Here is a 19,691-nt window from a genome sequence, read left to right on the forward strand (position 1 = left end):
GCCCGGCGCAGGGTGGTGCCGGACGCCTCGGGTCGGTCAGGGCTTCGGCGTCAGGGCCCGGGCCGCCGGGCCACGACGGTCACCGCGACGAGGGGACGGTGCGCCGGCGAAGACGCTCGGCGGCAGCATTGCGGACCCGCCGGGTGCGGGCCCCGGCGGCCAGCAGCTCCAACGCCTCGTGACAGGTGAGCAGCCGAACCGCGGTGCGCTGGCACCAGTCGGAGGCGCCGGTCAGATCGGCCGCGGACCAGGGCTCGCCACGGGTGACCGCCGTGAGCAGGCTCCACTCCCGCAGCCTGCGCTCGGGGAAGACCCGGCCGGCGAGAACCCCGGACATGGCCCGCGCCCAGACGGTGTACCTATCGTCGGCGAGCAGGGCCGCGGCCCGGCGGTCGAGGTGGGTGACCACCGCGCTCTCGGCCATCACCCGGTCGGGGTCGCCCAGTACCGCGGTCACCACCTCGGCCTCGGCCTGGGCATCGCCGCACGGCACCGCGGCCAGGGACTCCAGGTGGCGGGCGTAGCGCCAGTGCTCGGGAGGCGTGTCGGGGCCGGGCAGGCTCATCGGGAGGCTCCCTGGCCGGCGCGCGCCGTCGGGCCGGCACCCGTGTCGGTCCCGGCCGGGCCCGTGCCCGCCGGTATGGCGGGCACGCCCGCCGGCGTGCCGGTGTCGGCTCGCCGCTGTTCCTTGCCTGTCCGCATGGCATCCATTCCACACGATCACCGCGCTCGGCCGGTGGCCAGGGTGCCTTCCGGCGCTCTCGGAGCACCGGTTGACGGGATCCCGCCCTGTGCGCCGGCTCCCCGGCGTTCCCGCGGCGGGCCGCCGGGCGGCGGAGCGGTGGTGGTACGCGGGGCACCGACCAGCGCGGCACCGGGACCGTGCCGCCGGCGGCGGCGGGCGGAGCCTTTCGGCCGAGGCGTCGAGCAGCGTTCGGGAGGGGCGGAGGAGCGGTGCGCCTCAGACCTGCCCCTGCCCCGGGCCGGGGCCGGGGCCGGGGAGCGCCGCCCCGGTCTCCAGCAGGGTCTTGAGGCTCGACGCGAGCATCGGCCAGGCCTGGCGGCACATGCCCATCAGGGTGCCGCCCGGCTCGAATCCCTCGTGGCGGATCGTCAGCCGGGCGAGGGTGTCGCCGACCGGCTCGATCTCGTACGTCACCTTCGTACGGGGCTCCTTCGCCAGCTCCGACCGCAGCTCCTCGCCGATCCCGACGGCGGCCGCCCACTGCGGACTGAAGGTGTGCCAGGTGTAGGACAGCAAGCGGTCCGGGACGCAGCCGAGGACCAGTTGTCCGGGGTCGCTGGTGCGGGCCCCCCGCTCGACCCAGTCCATCGCCGACCCCACCGCCCAGTCGGTCTCGAAGCTCAGGCCCCAGTACCGGCGGGTGAGGGCCGGGTCGGTGAGGGCCTGCCAGACCCTGGACGGATCGGCCTGGACGTAGAGGGTGTAGGTGATCGCGCTGTCGTCGCTCATGGCCCCATGCTGCGGGACCGTGGTCCGCGGACGGCGGATTTCCCGGTCACGGCGACGGCGGGCGGCCCCGCCCCGGGTCACCAGCGCACGCCCACCTCGGGGACCTCCACCAGCGGGGTGCGGGCGGGGGCGGGGAGGCCCAGCCGGGCCCGGGCCTCGTGGACCGCGGTGAGCTCGTCCGTACCGGCCGGGCCCCAGTCGCTGAGCTCGCGGACCTGTTCGGGAGTGGCGAGCAGCCGGGCGTACGCCGGGTCCGCGGCCGGCGGGAGGCCGGTGAGGCGGGCCGCAACGCGGGCATGGGCGCCCTCCTCTCCGTACCGGTAGCCGAGCGGGGCCGAGCCCGTGGCGGCCGGGGTGTTCGGGGGCGGGAGGTGGGCCGTGCCGGTGCCCCGGGCGATCAGGAGCAGCACCCTGCCGTCGGGGGCGAACAGCCAGGCGGAGAGGTCCCGTACCGGCAGTTCGGCGGGGACCGGCCCGCGGTGCCAGCCACCGTGCTGCGGGATCCGCCGGGTGCTGAGCACACCGAGCCGGTCGAGGGCGGTCGGCGCGGTGGGGCGGCCGTCCTCCAGCAGCGCGGCGCCGCATCCGTTGATGCGGGCGCGCAGGGCGGACAGGGCGCGGCGGGCGTCGCCGGGGTCCATCAGGGCCGGCAGGTCGGCGGGCTCGGCGAAGTGGATGCCGGTGATCTCCTGCGCCGGGAGGCGGACGGCTTCGATCCGCTCCGGTGTCCAGGTCCCGCCGTCGTAGACGTGCAGGACCTCGCCGGGGAAGCGCATCTCCGGCGGGAAGCCGGGGGTGTCGGCGGGGATCCAGTCGACGGCCAGGCCGCGCGGGTAGCGGCCGTCGACGCCGAGCTCCTCGCGCAGCTCCCGGGCGGCCGCGGCGGACGGCGCCTCACCCGCGTCGACCGCCCCGCCGGGGAGCAGCCGGTCGGAGCGGTAGTCCACGCTCTGTACGAGGATCCGGCCGTCGGTGTCGGTCACCAGGACGACGGCCGCGGTCCAGAGCGCGGCGCGCGAGGCGCCGTAGTCCTCCGGGGTCATCCAGGTCCCCGCGGCGCACTCACGCTCGTCGGTCGCGCTGTGGTCGGTCAGCTGCGGCATCGGGACTCCGTTCACCTGGTTGGACCCGTCGCCTGTGCAACAGCGGGCACGGCCCGCGGGTTACGCCGGGCGCCGGGCCGTAGCCGGGCGACCGCGGCGCCGCCCCGTACGTCCTTATGAACGGGTTACGCCGTCGTTGGTACGGTGCCGGAGCGGACTGGCGGCATGAACACCGCCGGTCCGACCAACTTCGGGGCGGAGCGGGAACGGCAGTGGCGGGGACAGCGGCAGGGACCGGGCCCGGGACAGGCATCGGAGCCAGTGCCGGGAACGGGGCGGAGGGGCGCGGGCCGGACGGCGGCTCCGGCCGGCTGGCCGGCGTGGACGCGGTGCGCGGCATCGCCGTCCTCGGCATGTTCGCCGTGCATGTGGGTCCCGGCCCGAGGCCCGAGGGCGCCGGCTACCTCCTCGTCGCGGCCGACGGGCGGGCGCCTGCGCTCTTCACCCTCCTCGCGGGCTTCTCCCTGGTCCTCGCGCAGCGCGGCACGGACCCGGCGCGGCGCCCCGAGGGCTGGGCGTCGCGGTGGCGGCCCCTGCTGATCCGCTGCGCCGTCCTGGCCCTGCTCGGCCTGCTCCTGGCCTCCTTGTGGCCGGGGATCCTGGTCATCCTCGCCTTCTTCGCCGTGTACTTCCTGGCGGCCGAGCCGTTCACCCGGCTCTCCACCCCGGTGCTGACCGCGGTGGCGGGCGCGTCGGTCGTGGCGGGGCCGCTGCTGTCGTTCGCGCTGGGCCCGCTCTTCGGGTACGGGTCCTCCGGGCGCGGCCTGGTCCCCGAGGCCGCGGATCTGACCAGCTGGCCCGGACTGGGCACGGCCGTGTGCGAGCTGCTGCTGACCGGGGCGTACCCCCTGGCCACGTACTTCCCGTACGTCCTGGCCGGAATGGCCCTCGCCCGGCTGTGCGACGTGCGCCGGCGCGTGATGGCCCGGCGGATGGCGCTGTGGGGGACGGCGGCCGCGGTCGCCGGGTACGGGTCGGCCTGGCTGGCCACCCGTGTGTTCGGCACTCGGCAGCGGCTGCTGGAGGCGATCGCCGTCCATCATCCGGAGGCGTCGGCCGCCGCGGACCCGGTGCGGGAGGTGCTGGGCGGCCAGTTCGGCGCCGTGCCGAGCACGTCCTGGCACTGGCTGCTGCTGGCCGACCCCTACAGCCAGACCCCGTTGGAAACCCTCGGCAACGCGGGGGTCGGCTGCGCCCTCATCGGCCTGTGCGCCCTGGCCGCGCGGCACGCGGTCGGCGCCCGGCTGCTGCGGCCGCTGGCGGTACTGGGGGCGATGGCGCTGAGCGCGTACGTCGCCCACGCGCTGGTGCTGGCCGGCCCGGCCCACGGTGCCGCATCCTGGTCGGCGTGGATCGCCTTCAGCGGGGCGGCGCTCGTCCTGTCGTGGGCCTGGCAGCGGATCTGGGCCGACAGCCCGCTGCGCCGCGGCCCGGTGGAACACGCCCTGCGGCTGGCCACGCGGGTGGGCGGCCGCGCCTAGACCGGGACGCGTCGAGCTGTTCGGGTCCGTACCAGAGGTGGCCGGTGACCGGATCGATCCGGGCCGGGGCCGGCACGTCGGCTCCCTCGTATCCGTGGGTCCGAGCCCCCCACCCCCGTGGGGGGACTCCAACCGGACGGGATCTCCGTGCGCCTCCGGGTGCCGGGCGCCGCGAGAACGATCACAAAGCTAGGGCGTGGAGGGATACCCGGCCCATGGCAGCGGACGTCAGCAAGGGGACCGAACGCGCCACGGGGGGACCCGGCGCGCCGAATGACGGACATCGGGACCCAAAACGCGGCGATGAGCTGGCATTTCGGGCTGGTCTATGCTCACCCCCTGTGGTCTCGCATGCTCACCAGGGGACAACGTCCTCCGCTCTCGCCCGCCTGAACGTCAGTGCTGCGCGGACGCTCGGGATACCCCCCACCGGGTACGCCCACCTTTTGGGCATGGCGCCCGAGCACCTCCACGACGACCGGTACCGGCCCCCGGCCGTCACGAGCATCCGCATCGCGGAACTGGCGACCGTCCACGCCCCCTGGCCCGAAGTGGCCCTGCTGCTGGCCCAGCAGGCGGACATCGGGACGCTCGGGGTGTGGGACTACCTGATCACCTCCGCGCCCACTCCGCTCGAAGGCATCCGGGACGCCGCGCGCTACCTCGCCGCCGTCGTCGACACCGGCACGGACACGCTCGCGATCACCGAGGACGCCGGCAGGGTCACCCTCAACCACCTCAACCGGGCCGATCTGGCCCACGAGGCGGCCTGCGCCGTCCGCGCCTGCGCCCTCGGCCTGTACCTGCGCCGGCTGAGCGCGGCCGCGCAGCGGCGCCTGGTTCCCCTCCGCGTGTCCCTGGCCGCCGAGCCGCCCCGCCGGCACGAGCCGCTCATCGAGCTCTACGGCACCCGCAGCATCGAGTTCGGGGCGCCGATCAGCTCAATCACCCTGCGCACCGGCGACCTGACCGCCCCGGCACCGCACGCCCAACCCGGGCTGTCCGCCGTACTCCGCCGGCACGCCGACCACACCCTCGCCACCGCCGTCCCGCTGCGCGACTGGCTGGACCTCTTCCGCAGCGCGCTCACCTCCGTCCAGGCCGAGGGCACTCCGACCCTGTCCACCGTCGCGCGGCGTATGGCCGTCAGCCCGCGCACCCTTCAGCGCCGCCTCGACGAACACGGCACCACGTGGAGCGCCGAGGCCGAGGCCGTACGCCGGGAGCACGTCTCACAGCTGCTCCACACCACCGACCTGGGTATCGACGCGATCGCCGCCCGCAGCGGCTACGCCGACGCCCGGGCCCTGCGCCGGGCCGTCCAGCGCTGGTACGGCACCACGCCCGCCGCCCTGCGCCGCCACGGCCGCCCGTAGCGGTCGGCGCCGGGCGGGTCAGCGGTGCAGTCGCCGCGTCCAGTCCGGCGGCACCCGGCCGGCCGGGCCTGGGGCCGGCTGGTCCGCGGGGCGTTCACCCGGCGGGGCCAGCGCGGGCCCGGACGCGTACATCTCGTCGCCGTCGTAGTCCCAGAACCACTCCTCGCCCGGCTCGAAGCTCTGCACCAGCGGGTGTCCGGTGGACTTCCAGTGGGCGGTGGCGTGCCGGGCGGGCGAGGAGTCGCAGCAGCCGACGTGCCCGCACTGGGCGCAGCGACGCAGGTGGAACCACCAGCCGCCCACCGCGTCGCAGTCGGTGCAGCCGGCGCCGGTCGGCGGGACAGTCGGGTCGATCCCCTTGATTGCGGTCATGCGGGCTCCTGGGCTGTCTCGGTTCCGGGCGCGTTGTCCGGGTCCGGGTCCGGTGCGGTCAGCGGCAGCAGCACCTGGAAGCGGGTGTCGCCGGGCACGGACTCGACCTGGAGGCTGCCGTGGTGCTTGTTGACCACGATGCGCCAGGAGATGTCCAGGCCGAGACCGGTGCCCTCGCCGACCGGCTTGGTGGTGAAGAAGGGGTCGAAGATGCGGCCGCGGATGTCGGCCGGGACACCGGTGCCGGTGTCCCGGAACTCCACCAGCAGCCGGTCCCCCTCGCGTGCCGTGCGGACCGTCAGGGTGCCGTCCCGGCCGGTGCCGGCGATGGCGAAGACGGCGTTGTCGATGAGGTTGGTCCACACCTGGTTGAGCTCGGCCGGGTAGGCGGGCACCTCCGGCAGGGAGCGGTCGTAGTCCTTGACCACCCGCACCCGGGGGCCGATCTTGCCGGACAGCATCAGCAGGGTGCTGTCGAGGAGTTCGTGGACGTCGACCACCCGGGTGGGGGCCCGGTCGAGCTGCGCGTACTGTTTGGCGGCGTCGACGAGGTGGGAGATGCGGGCGGTGGAGTCGTCGATCTCGTCCATCAGCAACTCGGTCTCGACCGAGTAGTTGAGCCAGCCGATGGCTCCCGGCAGGATGTCCTCGTCCACGGCCGCCGCGACCTGGTCGAGCCAGGCCGCGTCCAGTCCGGCCTGGACGAAGGTCGGTGCGATCCGCCAGCCCTCCGCGATGCCGTGGCCGTCGAGCCAGTCGGCGAGCTCGTCCTCCCGGTCGGAGGCCTCCAGCGGGCTGAGCGCGACCGCCTTCGCGACGCGTTCCACCGTGCGTTCCTGGACGTCGATGAGATCGGCGATCGCCTCGCGGGAGTAGTGGCCCTGTGCGATGACGGCGAGCTTGTGGCGCATCTTGCCGACGCGTTCGCGCAGGGTCGCGGTGGCCCGCACGGCTGCCGCGGCCGGGTTGTTGAGCTCGTGGGTGAGACCGGCGGACAACGATCCGAGAGCCAGCAGCCGCTCCCGCTGCCCGATGGCCCGCTGGGTGTTTCTCGCGCCGAAGAAGAGCCCCTCCAGCAGGTGCGCGGCCATCGGGAACCACTCCCGCATGAAGTCCGAGAACGCCTGCGCGGGCAGTACGAAGAACCGGGTCGGCTCGGTGACCCGCATCGAGTTGGTGTACGTCTGGGGCACCCGTTCGCCCAGGTAGGCCTGCATGGCTCCGGCATACACGCCGCGCTGCGAGGTCCGGCTCACCTCGACGTCGTCGGCACCCACCCGGCGGGAGAGGACGACGGTGCCCTCGATCATCACGTAGAAGCAGGTCGCGGGGTCGCCCTCGGTGTACACGGGGCCGGCGGCGAAACGCTCCACCCGGCCCTCGGAGCACAACTGCCCGAGCTGCTGCGGGGTCAGCTTCTCGAACAGGAACAGCGAGGCGATCTCCCGCGGGTCGCAGTGCGTGTCCGGCCCGCTCATGACTGCTCCAGGTAGCGGTGGGCGAGCATCACGGCCATGGCTCCCTCTCCGACCGCGGAAGCGACGCGTTTCGCGGACCGGGCCCGCGCGTCGCCGGCGACGAACACGCCGGGAATGTTGGTCTCCAGGTGGTAGGGCGGCCGGTCCAGCGGCCACTCCGCGGGCGGCCGACCGTCAGGGGTGAGGTCGGGGCCGGCCAGGATGAACCCGCGGTCATCGCGCAGCACCGTGCCGTCCAGCCAGTCGGTCAGCGGGGCCGCGCCGATGAAGACGAACATCCACTGGGCGTCGACGAGTTCCGTCGCACCGGTGGCGGTGTCGTACAGCGCCAGCCGCTCCAGGTGGTCCTCGCCGTGCGCGGCCCCGACGACGGTCCGGGTGCGCACCGAGATGTTAGGCGCCCCCTCGATCTGCTGGATCAGGTAGTACGACATCGACGCCGTCAGCGACTCCCCGCGCACCAGCAGTGTCACCGACTGCGCGCCCCGGGACAGGTACATCGCCGCCTGGCCGGCCGAGTTGGCGCCGCCCACGATGTACACGTCGTGTCCTTGGCAGGAGGCGGCCTCGGTCAGCGACGAGCCGTAGTACACGCCGCGGCCGGTGAGTTCGTCGCAGCCCGGTGCCGGCAGCTGCCGGTAGGAGACGCCGGTCGCGAGGATCACGCTGTGCGCGGCGACGGACGAGCCGTCGGAGAAGCGGACGACGCGCGCGGGACCGTTGGCCTCAAGTCCCGTGACCTCCCGGGCGGTGAGGATCTCGGCGCCGAACCTGCCGGCCTGGCGGCGGGCGCGTTCGGTGAGCTGGGCCCCGGACACGCCGTCGGGGAAGCCGAGGTAGTTCTCGATGCGGGAGCTCTGCCCGGCCTGGCCGCCGGTCGCCGACCGCTCGACCAACAGGGTCCGCAGCCCCTCGGAGGCCCCGTACACCGCCGCGCCCAAGCCGGCCGGGCCGCCGCCGATCACGACGAGGTCGTAGAAGTCCGCGGCCGGTGTCGTCGCGAGCCCCACGTGGGCGGCCAGATCGGCCGCCTCGGGCTCGATGAGCACCGTGCACTCGGGGGTGACGACCAGGGGCAGCCGCTGTCCGTCGGCCCCCGCCGCCTCCAGCAGCCGCCGTCCCTCCGGCTCGTCACAGGAGTACCAGCGGTACGGCACCTGGTTGCGGGCCAGGAAGTCCCGCACCTGCGAGGATCGGGCCGACCAGCGGTGGCCGACGACCTTGGTGGCGGGGACCGGGCGGTGGTCGCCGGCGCGCCAGGCGGTGAGCAGGTCGTCGACGACCGGGTAGAGCTTCTCCTCGGGCGGATCCCAGGGCTTGAGCAGGTAGTGGTCGAGGTCGACGACGTTGATCGCGTCGATCGCCGCGTGGGTGTCGGCGTAGGCGGTCAGCAGCACGCGCCGTGCGCCCGGATACACGCTCAGGGCCTGTTCCAGGAACTCGATGCCGTTCATCCGCGGCATGCGGTAGTCGGCGAGGATGACCGCCACCAGGTCGCCGCGCAGTTTCAGCTCGTGCAGCGCCTCCAGCGCGGACTCGCCGGACTCGGCACGCACGATCCGGTAGCCGGCGCCGTAGTGACGCCTCAGGTCGCGGGCCACGGCACGGGAGACCCCGGGATCGTCGTCCACGGTCAGGATGACGGTCCGCGCAGGTTCGGCGGCCTGTGTCATGCGTCTCCCAGGGGCGTCCCGGTCCGGCTGGGCGGTGAGCCGCCCGCGCCGGTTCCCGCCCATCGTATGTTCGATCGTCCGGTTCCGCTCCGGATGCCCGTGCCGGCCGCCCCGGTCGCCCCGCGTGGCGGCCGGGCGCCACGGAGCGTGTGTGCCCGGTGCACGCCGGGCGCACGGGACGGGGGTGCAGGAGCGGTCTCCGCAGGGTTCCGGGTCCTGGGAGCACCGTCACCCGACCGTGTGATCGGCGCGGTCCGCGCGCCGCCGGTACGGCAGGGTGGTCGGATGCAGCTGCGCCGGGCCCTGCCCCTGACCCTTGCCGCGCTCGTCATGGCCTCCGGATGCGTGACGGTGCGTCCCGCGCCCGTCACCTCACCGGACACTCCGCAGCCGGCCGCCGGGAGTCGCGGCCTGCCGCGTGAACCCACCGCTGCCGCCCTGCCGTTGGGGCGGCTGCCGGCGGTGACGGGCACGGAACCGGCGCCAGCGCCTGAGCCGGAATCGGAGTCGGAGTCGGACAGAGCCGCGTCCCTGCGGGCGTCCGCGCCGCACCGGCCCGTGCGCCCGCCGCGCAGGGCGAAGCCGCCCAGGTCCGTGAGAACGGTGAAACCGGCGAAGCCAGCGGCCCGGGGGAAGGCCCGCCCGCAGCCGGCGGTGCCGCCCGCGTCCCGTCCCGCCACGGGGCGTTCGTACGACATGACCGCACTGTGCGAGGCGGCCAGGGGCACGGTGTCACCGGCCATCGTGGCGCTCTGCCGCTGAATTGGCTGGATCCACCCGCTCGCGCATACCTAAAGTGACGGCGCACCACGTCGTCGAGCCGGAGCGGATCATGCGCACCCACTATCCTCGTACGCCCCATCTTCCCTGGTCGCCGGGGGCCGCGGCGGACGACGTCCGGGCCGTCGGGTCCGCGGGGCTGACCGGCCGGGAGGTCGTGGTCACCGAGAAGCTCGACGGGGAGAACACCACCCTGTACGCCGACGGGCTGCACGCCCGCTCGCTCGACTCGGGCCACCACCCCTCACGGGCCTGGGTCAAGGGCCTCCAGGGGCGGATCGGCCCCGGTATTCCGGCGGGATGGCGGGTGTGCGGGGAGAACCTCTACGCCCGGCACTCGATCCCGTACGAGGACCTGGACAGCTGGTTCTACGGATTCTCGGTGTGGGACGGGGAGCGCTGTCTCGACTGGGACCGGACCGTGCGATTTCTGCACGGCCTGGGTGTGCCCTCCCCGCGGGTGCTGTGGCGCGGCACCTTCGATGAACGCGCGCTGCGCAGGCTGAGGCTGGACACCGCCCGGCAGGAGGGCTACGTCGTGCGCACGGCCGCCGGTTTCGACCGTGCGGACTTCGGGCGGTGCGTGGCCAAGTGGGTGCGGGCCGGTCATGTGCAGACCGACACGCACTGGATGCACGCGCAGGTCGTGCCCAACGGGCTCGGGAGGGCGGCCCCGTTGTGGGCGGTGCGTTCCGGCGCCGAGCCGGATGTCGCGGCCCTGTCGGCCGCCGTCGGCCCGCCCGGATCCGCGGCTGCGGGCACCGGGGCGAGACCCGGTGCGGAGGCGGGGGCCGAGGTGGCGGAGGCCACCGCCCGGATCGACGCGTCGGGGAAGACCGGCGAGGACCGGCTGGCCGGGGTGCTGGCCGCGGTGCTGCGCCGCGAACCGCGTGCCCGGGTCGCGGCGCGGCTCGCGGCCGGACCGGCCGGAATGGCGCTCGCCCGGCGCGTCGGCGACCTGCTCGGGCTGTACCCCCGCCTCCAGAGGCCGTTCCCCGACGCCGACCGGCGGGCCGGGCTCGTACGGTTGGCCGCGGCGGCCGATCTCGGCGTGCTGCACGCACTCGCCGGGGCACTGGCCGACGGACCCGGCGCGCGCGAGTGCGTGGAATGGTCCGCGCTGTGGGCCGCGGAGGCGGAGCTGCTGGGCGGCCCGGATCCGCTGGAGTGCCTGCGCGAGGCACTGCGTGAGCCGCTCGCCGGGCTGGAGGCGGCCGCGGCCGACCGCTGCTGGGCGGAGGCCCGACGCGCGTTCGCGGACGGCAGGATCTCCGGAACGGCGGTGGAGGAGGCCGTGGCGGCGACGTGGCAGTGGCGCGGCGGATCGTTTCCCCGGCTGGTGCAGCTGTGCGGCCCCTCAGGCAGCGGGAAGAGCACCTTCGGCCGCGGCCTGCCCGGCGTGGACGCGTACGTCTGCCTCGACGACCTGCGCGCCGCCCGGGGCTCACGTGCGGACCAGCGGGCCAACGCGGACGTGCTGCGCGAGGGCCTGGGCCGGCTCGATGCCGCCCTGGCCCGCGGCGGGACGGTGGTGTGGGACGCCACCTCGCTCACCGAGCAGCAGCGCGGGCCGGTCGGTGCGGTCGCGCACCGCCGCGGCGCGCTGGTCACCCAGGCCGTGGTGCTGGTCGAGGAGGGGGAGCTGGAGCGCCGCAACGGCGTGCGCCCGCACCCGGTGCCGGCGCAGGTGCTGGCCTCGCAGCTGCACCGGTTCAGCCCGCCGTACGCGGGCCGGGCGCACCGTACGTGGTACGTCGGCGCGGGCGGCAACGTGGAGGACACGGCCGGGGGCCTCGCTCCCGGCGCGGTCACGGCGGGCGGGGGTTGCGATGCGCACCAGTGAGCAGCTCTACCACCAGGTCCGCTGGGACCCGCGGTTCGATCCGGCGCGGTTCGTGTTCGGCGTGCTCCAGCGCGGGGCGGCGCCCAAGCGGGTCCCGCTGCCCTCCTTCGTGCCCGGCGGGGACATCCCCTGGCACCGGGTGCTGTTCGTCGAGGCCGACGGCGAGCTGGTGTGGGACCGGGCCACCGGTGTGGACCTGATTGATGCGACCGGGGCGGGCCGGGTCCGTGACCCGCGCCTGCTGCGGGCCCCCTTCTTCACCGCGCGGACCCCGTACGCGTGGGATCCGGCGGGCGGCGGCGGGTGGCGGCCCGCCCCGGCCGCTCCCGTGGACGCCGCGGCGGCGCCGGCCTCGGTGCGCCTGCTGACCTGGAACACCCTGTGGGACCGCTACGACGCGCCGCGCATCGCCACGGCCCGGCGCAGACCGCTCCTGCTGGACGACCTGGCCGCCGCGGACGCCGACGTGATCGCCCTCCAGGAGGTCGAGCCGGAGTTGCTCGGCATGCTGCTGGCGGCTCCGTGGGTGCGGGCCGGGTTCACGCTGGGCACGGATCCCGGCGGCCGGGACGTCGCCGCGTACGGACTGCTGGTGCTGAGCCGGCTGCCGGTGCGCGAGGCGGGCCTGCACGCCCTGCGTCCGCACAAGGCGGTCACCGCTGTGGCGGTGGATACCGCTGCCGGACCGCTGGTGGTGGCCGCGACCCACCTGACCAGCGACCACAGCGAGAACGGGGCCGGGCGGCGGGAGGCCGAACTGGCCCGGCTCGCGGAGGGCCTGGGCGGTGTCGAAGCCGGTGTCGCCCTGCTGGGCGACTTCAACGACGGCCGCCACGGGGTCGAGGGGCCCGCACCCGCGCTCGGCATGCGGGACGCCTGGTGCGAGGTGCACGGGACGGCGGACGCCACACCGACCTTCGACCCGGCGGTCAATCCGCTGGCCGCGGTGGGTTCCCTGTCGGGGCGCGCCGCCCGGCTGGACCGGATCCTGCTGGGCCCGACCCCGGCCCGGGTGACGCGGGCGGCGCTGCGCGGCGCCACCCCGGCCCCCGATGGGCTGTTCGTCTCCGACCACTTCGGCGTGGAGGCGACGGTGGAGTTCGGGTCGCCCGGCGCGGGACCGGCGCGGCTCGACGTACCGGCGACGGTGCGGACGGCCGTCGCGTGGCTGCCGCCCCGCCTTCCGGAGGCGGTACGGGAGGTGCGCCGCGCACACGACCCGGCGCAGGGGCGCTGGCCCGCACACGTGAACCTGCTCTTCGGCTTCGTACCGGAGTCCTCCTTCGGCGAGGCCGTCCCGCTGCTGGCCGACGTCGCTGCGGGGACCGCTCCGTTCGACGTCCGGCTGGAGGGGGTGCACAGCTTCGGCCACCGCGAGGAGGCCACCCTCTGGCTGGACCCGGCGGCTGGTGGTGAGGCGCCGTGGCAGGAGCTCCGGCGAGCGCTGGAGGACCGCTTTCCCGGCTGCCGCGGGCGCTCCGACGGGCCCGGGGGCTACACCCCGCACCTGACGCTGGGGCGCAGCGGCGACCCGCAGCGGGCGGCCCGGGAGTTCGCGGCGAGGCTGGGCGGGGCGGTGTCCGCGCGGGTCGGGGAGCTCGCCGTGCTCTCGCGGCGCGGGGACGGACCGATGCGGGTGCGGGCGGTGGTGACGCTGGGGACGGGTGAGGTCCGCCGCGCTTCGGAGCCCTTGCCCGGGCCCCGGCCCGAAGGCGGGTCCGACCACGCCGATGCGGTGGTGGCGCGGATCGGCGCCGCGCTGCCCGGCGCGCGCGTGCACGTGGCCGGCTCGCGCCGGATGGGCTGCGAGCTTCCGGGGGCAGATCTGGACCTGGTGGCGGCGCTGCCGGGGACCGTTGACGTTGCCCTGGTGCGTGACCGGGTGGCGGCCGCGCTGCCGCGTGCCCGTGGGCTGCGCGAGGTGACGGGCGCCCGGGTGCCGGGCCTGCGCCTGTGCGTCGGGACCCTGTCCGTGGACCTGGCGGTGGTCCCCACCGGCGGCCTCGACCCGGCGCTGGCGGTGGCGCGGCGCGGGGAGCTGGGTGAGGCGGCCGCCGTCGCGCTGAGCGCGGTGAGCGACGCGGACGCCGTACGGGAGGCAGTCGGCGCCGGGCATGCCGCGTTCGCCGGGCTCGCGCGGCGGGTGAAGGCGTGGGCGCGGGCCAGGGGTCTGGACTCGGCGCCGTTCGGGGGCCTGCCGGGGCTGGCCTGGTCGGTCCTCGCGGCGCGCACGGTCCGGGAGGCGGGGGTCCTGCCGGCCGACGACCTGGTGCGGGAGTTCTTCGGGCGGTGGGCCGCCTGGGACTGGCGCGAGCCCGTCGCGTTGGGGGTGTCCGCCGCGGGGCCGGATCCGGTCACGGTCCTCACCCCTTCCGAACCGGTGCGCAGTTGCACCGCCCAAGTGACACCAGGCCTGCGGGACTTCCTGGTGCAGGAGTTGTACGGGGCCTGGGAACTGCTGGAGTCGGGGCTGGAGGTGGACGCCCTGGCCTCGGCCGCCCCCGCGCCGCACCACCGGCACGCGGCCTGGGCGGTGGTGACCGTGCGGGCGGCCGAGGCGGAGTTCGAGGAGGTGCGGGGACGGGTGCGCGGGCGGCTGCGGGCGCTCCTCGGTGCGCTGGAGGAAGCCGGTGTCACCGGGGTGCACGCCTGGCCCCGCCCGTTCGAGTCCGGGCCGGGCCTCGCTCGGTACGCGATCGGCCTGGGCGCCGCTCCGCCGGACTCCGCGCGGCTGGCCAAAGTCGCCGACCGCTGGCGGGCGGGTCTGCGCGGGGTGGAGGTGTCCTGGGCGGCGGGCGGTGAGGTACCGGACCTGGTCGCCTGAACCACGGGCCCCGGTGGTCGGGGTCAGACCTCGATGATGATCTTTCCTGGGGTGTGGCCGCCCTGGCTGAGTTCGAAGGCGGCCGCCAGTTCGTTCAGCGGGAAGGTCTTGGCGACCGGCACCTTGAGCTGTCCGCTGTCGGCGAGCCGGCCCAGTTCGGCCAGGTCGCTGCCGACGGGGCGGACCCAGATCCATTCGCCGCCTGATCCGAGCACGCTGGGGTCGGCGATGGACGCGTGCCGGCCGTCGTCGTGGAGAACCTCCCGGGTGACGCCGCCCACTCCGCCGACGAAGTCCGCGACGACGGTGGGACCGTCGGGCACGAGGGCGCGGACGCGTTCGGCGAGCCCGTCGCCGTATTCGACGGGCTCGGCACCGAGTTCGCGCACCCGGTCGTGGTTGCGCGGGGACGCCGTGCCGATGACGCGGGCGCCGAGCGCGCGGGCGATCTGCACGCCCAGGGAGCCGACGCCGCCGGCGGCGCCGTGGATGAGGACGGTGTCGTCCCTGCCGGTGCCGAGGCGGGTGAGCAGCTGGTAGGCGGTGAGTCCGGCGAGCGGAAGTCCGGCCGCCTCGGCCCAGCTCAGCGAGGCCGGCTTGGGCGCGAGGGCGCGTACGGGCACGGTGACGAACTCGGCGCATGTCCCGCCGTGCACGTAGTCCTTTCGGGCGTAGGCGATGACCTCGTCGCCCTCGGCGTACTCGGGGACGTCGATGCCGACCTTCTCCACGGTGCCGGAGACGTCCCAGCAGGGGACGACCGGGTAGACGACGTCCATGAGAGGGTCGAGCCCGCCCGCCATGATCTTCCAGTCGACGGGGTTGACGGCGGCGCACTTGACCCGGACGAGGACCTCGCCGGGGCCGACCTTGGGCAGCGGCAGCCTGGTCTCGGAGAGCACCTCCGTCCCGCCGTACGTCTCGTATGCCATCGCCCGCATGGTTTCCTGGCCGCTCCGGCCCGACTCGGACATGTACCCGACCTCCGTGTGCTGGTGGACCCCGCTCCGGCCCATCCCACCACGCTCCCGCCGCCCCGGCTGCTCGGACACGGCCGGCCGGCCGTCACCGCCCGCTCGGGGGCGCCCCGGAGGCCTCAGGGGTGCACGGGAAAGGCGGCCTGGAACCCGAGCCGCCGGTCCGCGCCCCCAGAGATCCGCCCGAGCACCTCGTCCAGCTCCAGGTACGCGGCCCAGCGCTCGACGCCCGTCGCAGCGGCGAGCCGGGCCGTCAGGAGGTCCTCCAGGTCCTGGACGCGCTTGCCCTTCCACACCTTGTCGGCAGTGCTGACCAGTAGTTCCTCGACGCTCACGGAGCTCCCGTGCCAGGTGGCGTGGGTGGCTGCGAAGCGGGCCAGGTGCGCGGGGAATCCGTGCGCCCGCAGGAGTTCGCAGCCCGGCCACGGCCTGCGGCAGGGGCCGCACGAGCGGCTCCCCCGGAGTCTCGAGCGCCCGGGTCAGGGCATCCGCAGCAGGCATCCGATCACCCTGCCGGAATGCGTACCGGTCGGGCAAGGCCGGAGGAACACCCCTGGAGCCTGGTCACTCATACTCCGTGCCGCCCTTGCCGGTCGGATAGGCCGGGCTGACCGCCTTGGCCACGACGCCTCCGCTACTGCATGGCCGCCTGGGTGTTCGGCCCGTAGACGCCCTGGGGGTCGCCCTTGATGGACCGGTCGCGCTGGAGCTGGCCGACACCGCGCTTGGTCTGGCCGTCGTAGACGCCGGTCACGGAGACGTACGTGAACCCCTGCCCGTAGAGCATCTCCTGGAGGGCCCGCACCTCGGGCCCGTTGTCCCCCATGCGCAGGGTCACGAACGCGCTCGACGGCCGCGGGGCCGACGTCCTCGATGCGGTCTGCGACTTCACCCCCGGACTCGCCGTCGCGCCCGGCGTACCGGTGGCGGAGGCCGACGGTCCGGCGGACCGGACGGACGGCGCCGGCCCCGGGGCGTGCGTACCGGCGTCCGGGCTGCGGGCCGGGAGCGCCGGCAGGGACAGGTCGGCCGGCGGGTCGGCGCGGGTCGGCCGGGTGTCGGGACCGGTCAGCAGGAGCACGAGGGCTCCGACGGCGCCGAGCGCGCACACGCCGGCCACGGCCGCCGGGATCCGGCTGCGGCGGCCCGCTCGCGCGGATCTCCGGGCCCCCCGGTGCCCGGGCGCGGGGTCCGCGACGGGCCCGGTCAGCGGTGCCGGCCCCCCGGCAGCCATGCCGTCTGCCGGCCCGCCTGTCGGACCGTGTGCCGGGCCCGGGAAGGCGAACGGGCCGCTCTGCGGCCAGGAGGGAGCCTCCGCTCCCACCGGAGGTCCGGAGTGTGCGACGTACGGGCGTACGAGCGGGGAGTCGTCGGGCACGAGCCCGTTCTCATCGTGGTCCTGGGACATGGCTGTCTCCCGGCGGGAGCGGAGGCCGGCGCGGCAGAGCGGTGCCGGTCCACGCCCGGCCGGTCAGGCCCTGCGCCGCCGGGCGGCGGGGGCGGGAGAACCGCAGATCACGGACGGGGCGAGGGGGGAGCGAACCGGTATGGACATCTGGGTATCTCCGAGGTGCGGCTCGAACTGTGGTTCTTGATCGGGCGCACTCTCGCCGTCCGGCACGGGCCGGGTCAAGCCGCACGCCCGAAACACGCACATCCATCCCTTCTGTCGGGGGCGATCCGCGCGGAGCGGGAGTCGCTGCGGCCGCGCGCGGCGGTCCGCGTGCGGAGGGTCTTCCGCTCCCGGGGGCGGCCGGTGGCGCGCCTCCCCGCCCCGTACGTCCGTGCCGGTCCCCCACACCTGCCTCGCCCGGTGTCGCCGGACGCCCGCCGTCACCCGGACGCGTGAGGCGGACGGCGGACCGCACCCGGCGGTACGGCAAGGTGGTCGGATGCAGTTACGCCGTGCCCTGCCCCTCTCCCTCGCCGCGCTCCTGGCGAGCGCCGGCTGTGTGTGCGTCGGCCCGCACGACCCGGCTGCGGCTCCCTCCCGCGCAGGAGGGTCCGTGCCCTCGGCCGACGGGCCCGAGCGGGCCGCGCCGCCGGCCCTGCCGCTGGGGGAACTGCCCCCGGCCGTCGGGACCGGGCCGGCCCCGGGCACCGCCCGGGCGCCTGCTGCGGGTCCGGACCGGACGCCCGCCCCTGCCTCGCCGGGCGAGCGGCCGCGGGTGCAGCGGGCGGCCCCGCCGCGACACAACCGGCTGCCCGGGGCCCCGACCGCGCACTTGCACCGCCGGCCGGCGCCGCCGCCCCGCCTGGACGAGCTGTGCGCGGCCGCCGACGGTGTCGTACCACCGTCGGTGGTCGACCTGTGCCTGCGGCAGTACGGCCGCTGAGCTCAGGCTCCGTGCACGCGGCCGCGGGGGCGGCGTGCACGGGCGCGGGCACAGCGCCGGGCCGTGTCACGGCGCGCGGTGCGCAGCCGGTGCAGGGTGGTGCGGCCGCGCCGCTTCCACTCTCCCCTCGGCAGGGCGGCCCGCTGTCCGCCGCCCGCGATCAGGGCATTGACCGGGGTCATCGGGTCGGCGGCCATCGCCTTGGCGAAGAGGACGCCGACGACGAGCGGGACCAGAGCTCCGGCCAGGGCCGACCCGGCGGTGGTCACCTGCCGCATGCGCGGACGGGCGGTCGGGCTGTGCGGGGCGTCGTCGTTCATGGCCTCATTCGACCAGCGGCGGCGCTCCGGGGAATCGGGGCGGATACTCAGGCCGTTGGGCGTGAGGTACTCAGACGGGAGGGTGGCGGGGTGGCGGCGGATCCGGGGCAGGGCTTCGAACCGGCGACAGGCGACGGCGCGGCAGCGCCACCGGGGCGCCGGGAGGCCGGGGTGCGCACGGCGTACGAGGGGCTGTTGCAGATCCGCCGCCTGGTCAACGGCCCCGCGGGCGCGGAGGTTCCCGCGCCCTGGGAGGTACGGCAGCCGCTGCGGGCGGTGGCCCTCGCACTGGAGGCGGCCGGGATCACGCCGTCGGCGCTGGACGCGGACGGGCGCCGTACGCGGACGGGCTACCGGGTCGCCGTCGCAGAGGGGGCGGGACGGCTGGAGGTGACCTGGGTCGGTCCAGTAGGTGGAGGCGCGGCCGGGGAGGAGCGGGAGCGCCTGGCGGCCTGCGCGGCGGCGCTGGAGGAGCTGGGGTGGGTGTGCCTGCTGTACCGGGGCGCCCGGCGGCGCCGGTTTCTGGAAGTGGAGCCACCACGCTGACCGGAGCGGGCCGGGCCGTCGCTCACGCGTAGCGGGCGGCGAGCGCGGTCACCGTTTCGGCGAGGGCTCGGCGCAGTTGGGGCGGGCCGAGCACCTCGACCTCCGTACCCAGGCGCAGGAGGTCGCCGACGGCGATGGCCTCGGACTCGACCGCGAGGCTGATCCGGATCCAGCCGTCCGCGTCAGGCGGGCCGGCCTCGGCGAGCGCCCGCGTGCCCGCCGCTCCGAACTGCATCGGCAGCAGGCGGCGGCCGCGCGGGGAGAGGCGCAGCCGCGCGGTCTGCTGGTGCAGGGCTGCGTCGAGACGGCCGGTGGACTCTTTCCAGTACGCGGCGAGGTCGAACCCGGCCGGGCGTTCGAAGCCGTCCTCGGCGGTGTCCACCCCGAGGAACCGGGCGACGCGGTAGGTCCGTACGCTGTCGACCCCGTTCCCCCCGGCGCCCGCCCCGGATCCGGTCCCCGCCCCGGTCCCGGCCACCAGGTACCAGATGCCGCCCTTGAGGACGAGGCCCAGCGGGTGGAGTGCGCGCCGCACCTCACCGCTCCAGCGACGGTAGTGGGCGTACAGGACCCGCTGGTCCCAGACGGCCTGGGCGATCCGCGCGAGGTACGGCACGGGGTCGGCATCCCGGAACCAGGCCGTCGCATCGAGGTGGAAGCGGTCCTGGACCCGCCGGGCCCGTCCGGCGAGCTGGGCGGGCAGCGCCGCCTGGAGCTTCAGCGTGGCGGCGGCCAGATCCGCGCCGAGCCCGAGGTCCTGGGCGGGCCCCGGGACGCCCGCCAGGAAGAGCGAGCCCGCCTGGACGTCGGTGAGGCCGGTGAGGCGCGTGCGGTAGCCGTCGGCCAACCGGTAGCCGCCCGCCGGACCCCGGTCGGCCAGCACGGGCACGCCCGCGGCGCCGAGCGCGTCGATGTCGCGGTAAACGGTGCGCGTGGACACCTCCAGCGCGTGGGCGATCTCGGGGGCGGTCATCCGGCCGCGGTTCTGCAGCAGCAGGAGCAGGGAGAGGAGCCGGTCGGCACGCATGGCGCCCATTCTCGCCGTACCTGACAGAAGGTGTCAGGTACGGCTGCCAGCCTGGCAGGGCGCCGGGCGGAGGGACCGTCC

Annotated in this window: 17 protein-coding genes; 6 read left to right on the plus strand and 11 right to left on the minus strand. The window is 75.6% G+C overall.

Annotated features, from left to right (window positions below; genetic code table 11):
• Positions 1-79: 79 nt before the first annotated feature.
• The 3 genes from ACFW2G_RS00680 to ACFW2G_RS00690 form a co-directional block, all read right to left on the minus strand.
• Positions 80-565 (minus strand): hypothetical protein, encoded by a 486-nt coding sequence (locus ACFW2G_RS00680; protein ID WP_384580191.1) that lies wholly within the window; start codon positions 563-565, stop codon positions 80-82.
• 396 nt (positions 566-961) lie between these two features.
• Positions 962-1,474 (minus strand): SRPBCC domain-containing protein, encoded by a 513-nt coding sequence (locus tag ACFW2G_RS00685; protein WP_384444666.1) that lies wholly within the window; start codon positions 1,472-1,474, stop codon positions 962-964.
• 77 nt (positions 1,475-1,551) lie between these two features.
• Entirely contained in the window at positions 1,552-2,577 is a 1,026-nt protein-coding gene (locus ACFW2G_RS00690; protein WP_384580188.1) for an NUDIX domain-containing protein, read from the minus strand.
• Between the two features lie 320 nt (positions 2,578-2,897).
• Here ACFW2G_RS00690 and ACFW2G_RS00695 point away from each other — a divergent pair, with 320 nt between their 5' ends.
• Together ACFW2G_RS00695 and ACFW2G_RS00700 are read left to right on the plus strand one after the other, a co-directional pair.
• Positions 2,898-4,058, plus strand: coding sequence for a DUF418 domain-containing protein (locus tag ACFW2G_RS00695; RefSeq protein ID WP_384580186.1), 1,161 nt, complete (start codon positions 2,898-2,900; stop codon positions 4,056-4,058).
• A gap of 452 nt (positions 4,059-4,510) precedes the next feature.
• A complete protein-coding gene (locus tag ACFW2G_RS00700) occupies positions 4,511-5,434 on the plus strand; it encodes a helix-turn-helix domain-containing protein (RefSeq protein WP_384444672.1) in 924 nt (307 codons plus the stop codon).
• A gap of 18 nt (positions 5,435-5,452) precedes the next feature.
• Here ACFW2G_RS00700 and ACFW2G_RS00705 read toward each other — a convergent pair whose 3' ends face one another.
• The 3 genes from ACFW2G_RS00705 to ACFW2G_RS00715 are packed head-to-tail and all read right to left on the minus strand — an operon-like array spanning position 5,453 to position 8,957.
• Positions 5,453-5,806, minus strand: a complete 354-nt coding sequence (locus ACFW2G_RS00705) for a UBP-type zinc finger domain-containing protein (RefSeq protein WP_037922050.1) — start codon at positions 5,804-5,806, stop codon at positions 5,453-5,455.
• Complete coding sequence (locus ACFW2G_RS00710) at positions 5,803-7,284, minus strand: ATP-binding protein (RefSeq protein WP_037922048.1); 1,482 nt, start codon at positions 7,282-7,284, stop codon at positions 5,803-5,805. The genes ACFW2G_RS00705 and ACFW2G_RS00710 overlap by 4 nt, the downstream gene beginning before the upstream one ends.
• On the minus strand, positions 7,281-8,957 hold the full coding sequence (locus ACFW2G_RS00715; protein ID WP_384580184.1) for an FAD-dependent oxidoreductase: 1,677 nt from the start codon (positions 8,955-8,957) through the stop codon (positions 7,281-7,283). The genes ACFW2G_RS00710 and ACFW2G_RS00715 overlap by 4 nt, the downstream gene beginning before the upstream one ends.
• An 832-nt stretch (positions 8,958-9,789) precedes the next feature.
• Here ACFW2G_RS00715 and ACFW2G_RS00720 point away from each other — a divergent pair.
• Both ACFW2G_RS00720 and ACFW2G_RS00725 read left to right on the plus strand, forming a co-directional pair.
• Entirely contained in the window at positions 9,790-11,580 is a 1,791-nt protein-coding gene (locus ACFW2G_RS00720) for an RNA ligase family protein (protein ID WP_384445010.1), read from the plus strand.
• Complete coding sequence (locus tag ACFW2G_RS00725; RefSeq protein WP_384444676.1) at positions 11,567-14,404, plus strand: poly(A) polymerase; 2,838 nt, start codon at positions 11,567-11,569, stop codon at positions 14,402-14,404. Before ACFW2G_RS00720 ends, ACFW2G_RS00725 begins: the two co-directional genes overlap by 14 nt.
• A gap of 23 nt (positions 14,405-14,427) precedes the next feature.
• On the opposite strand, the gene ACFW2G_RS00730 is transcribed toward ACFW2G_RS00725, so the two are convergent.
• The 3 genes from ACFW2G_RS00730 to ACFW2G_RS00740 form a co-directional block, all read right to left on the minus strand.
• On the minus strand, positions 14,428-15,345 hold the full coding sequence (locus ACFW2G_RS00730) for an NADP-dependent oxidoreductase (protein WP_078556574.1): 918 nt from the start codon (positions 15,343-15,345) through the stop codon (positions 14,428-14,430).
• 155 nt (positions 15,346-15,500) lie between these two features.
• The gene (locus tag ACFW2G_RS00735; RefSeq protein ID WP_384580182.1) at positions 15,501-15,716 is read right to left on the minus strand and encodes a hypothetical protein; all 216 of its coding nucleotides are present in this window, start codon (positions 15,714-15,716) and stop codon (positions 15,501-15,503) included.
• A gap of 299 nt (positions 15,717-16,015) precedes the next feature.
• Positions 16,016-16,789, minus strand: coding sequence for a peptidoglycan-binding protein (locus tag ACFW2G_RS00740; RefSeq protein ID WP_384580180.1), 774 nt, complete (start codon positions 16,787-16,789; stop codon positions 16,016-16,018).
• Between the two features lie 484 nt (positions 16,790-17,273).
• Here ACFW2G_RS00740 and ACFW2G_RS00745 point away from each other — a divergent pair, with 484 nt between their 5' ends.
• Positions 17,274-17,717: a hypothetical protein gene (locus ACFW2G_RS00745; protein ID WP_384580178.1), complete on the plus strand. Its 444-nt coding sequence runs from the start codon at positions 17,274-17,276 to the stop codon at positions 17,715-17,717.
• A gap of 2 nt (positions 17,718-17,719) precedes the next feature.
• On the opposite strand, the gene ACFW2G_RS00750 is transcribed toward ACFW2G_RS00745, so the two are convergent.
• A complete protein-coding gene (locus ACFW2G_RS00750; RefSeq protein WP_384580176.1) occupies positions 17,720-18,037 on the minus strand; it encodes a hypothetical protein in 318 nt (105 codons plus the stop codon).
• A gap of 90 nt (positions 18,038-18,127) precedes the next feature.
• Here ACFW2G_RS00750 and ACFW2G_RS00755 point away from each other — a divergent pair, with 90 nt between their 5' ends.
• Positions 18,128-18,583: a hypothetical protein gene (locus ACFW2G_RS00755; protein ID WP_384444682.1), complete on the plus strand. Its 456-nt coding sequence runs from the start codon at positions 18,128-18,130 to the stop codon at positions 18,581-18,583.
• A 22-nt stretch (positions 18,584-18,605) separates the two neighbouring features.
• Here the strand turns inward: ACFW2G_RS00755 and ACFW2G_RS00760 are convergent, their stop codons facing one another.
• Positions 18,606-19,610, minus strand: a complete 1,005-nt coding sequence (locus ACFW2G_RS00760; protein WP_384580174.1) for a helix-turn-helix transcriptional regulator — start codon at positions 19,608-19,610, stop codon at positions 18,606-18,608.
• Between the last annotated feature and the right edge of the window lie 81 nt (positions 19,611-19,691).

It is taken from the genome of Streptomyces sp. NPDC058880, from assembly GCF_042742535.1.
Taxonomy (GTDB): domain Bacteria; phylum Actinomycetota; class Actinomycetes; order Streptomycetales; family Streptomycetaceae; genus Streptomyces.

Bases quoted from the DNA above. Each gene is read 5' to 3' on its own strand.
- ACFW2G_RS00745 (WP_384580178.1), top strand. From the start codon at position 17,274: ATGCAGTTACGCCGTGCCCTGCCCCTCTCCCTCGCCGCGCTCCTGGCG.
- ACFW2G_RS00750 (WP_384580176.1), bottom strand. From the start codon at position 18,037: ATGAACGACGACGCCCCGCACAGCCCGACCGCCCGTCCGCGCATGCGG.
- ACFW2G_RS00705 (WP_037922050.1), bottom strand. From the start codon at position 5,806: ATGACCGCAATCAAGGGGATCGACCCGACTGTCCCGCCGACCGGCGCC.
- ACFW2G_RS00760 (WP_384580174.1), bottom strand. From the start codon at position 19,610: ATGCGTGCCGACCGGCTCCTCTCCCTGCTCCTGCTGCTGCAGAACCGC.
- ACFW2G_RS00720 (WP_384445010.1), top strand. From the start codon at position 9,790: ATGCGCACCCACTATCCTCGTACGCCCCATCTTCCCTGGTCGCCGGGG.
- ACFW2G_RS00700 (WP_384444672.1), top strand. From the start codon at position 4,511: ATGGCGCCCGAGCACCTCCACGACGACCGGTACCGGCCCCCGGCCGTC.
- ACFW2G_RS00685 (WP_384444666.1), bottom strand. From the start codon at position 1,474: ATGAGCGACGACAGCGCGATCACCTACACCCTCTACGTCCAGGCCGAT.
- ACFW2G_RS00740 (WP_384580180.1), bottom strand. From the start codon at position 16,789: ATGTCCCAGGACCACGATGAGAACGGGCTCGTGCCCGACGACTCCCCG.
- ACFW2G_RS00725 (WP_384444676.1), top strand. From the start codon at position 11,567: ATGCGCACCAGTGAGCAGCTCTACCACCAGGTCCGCTGGGACCCGCGG.
- ACFW2G_RS00730 (WP_078556574.1), bottom strand. From the start codon at position 15,345: ATGCGGGCGATGGCATACGAGACGTACGGCGGGACGGAGGTGCTCTCC.
- ACFW2G_RS00715 (WP_384580184.1), bottom strand. From the start codon at position 8,957: ATGACACAGGCCGCCGAACCTGCGCGGACCGTCATCCTGACCGTGGAC.
- ACFW2G_RS00710 (WP_037922048.1), bottom strand. From the start codon at position 7,284: ATGAGCGGGCCGGACACGCACTGCGACCCGCGGGAGATCGCCTCGCTG.
- ACFW2G_RS00690 (WP_384580188.1), bottom strand. From the start codon at position 2,577: ATGCCGCAGCTGACCGACCACAGCGCGACCGACGAGCGTGAGTGCGCC.
- ACFW2G_RS00680 (WP_384580191.1), bottom strand. From the start codon at position 565: ATGAGCCTGCCCGGCCCCGACACGCCTCCCGAGCACTGGCGCTACGCC.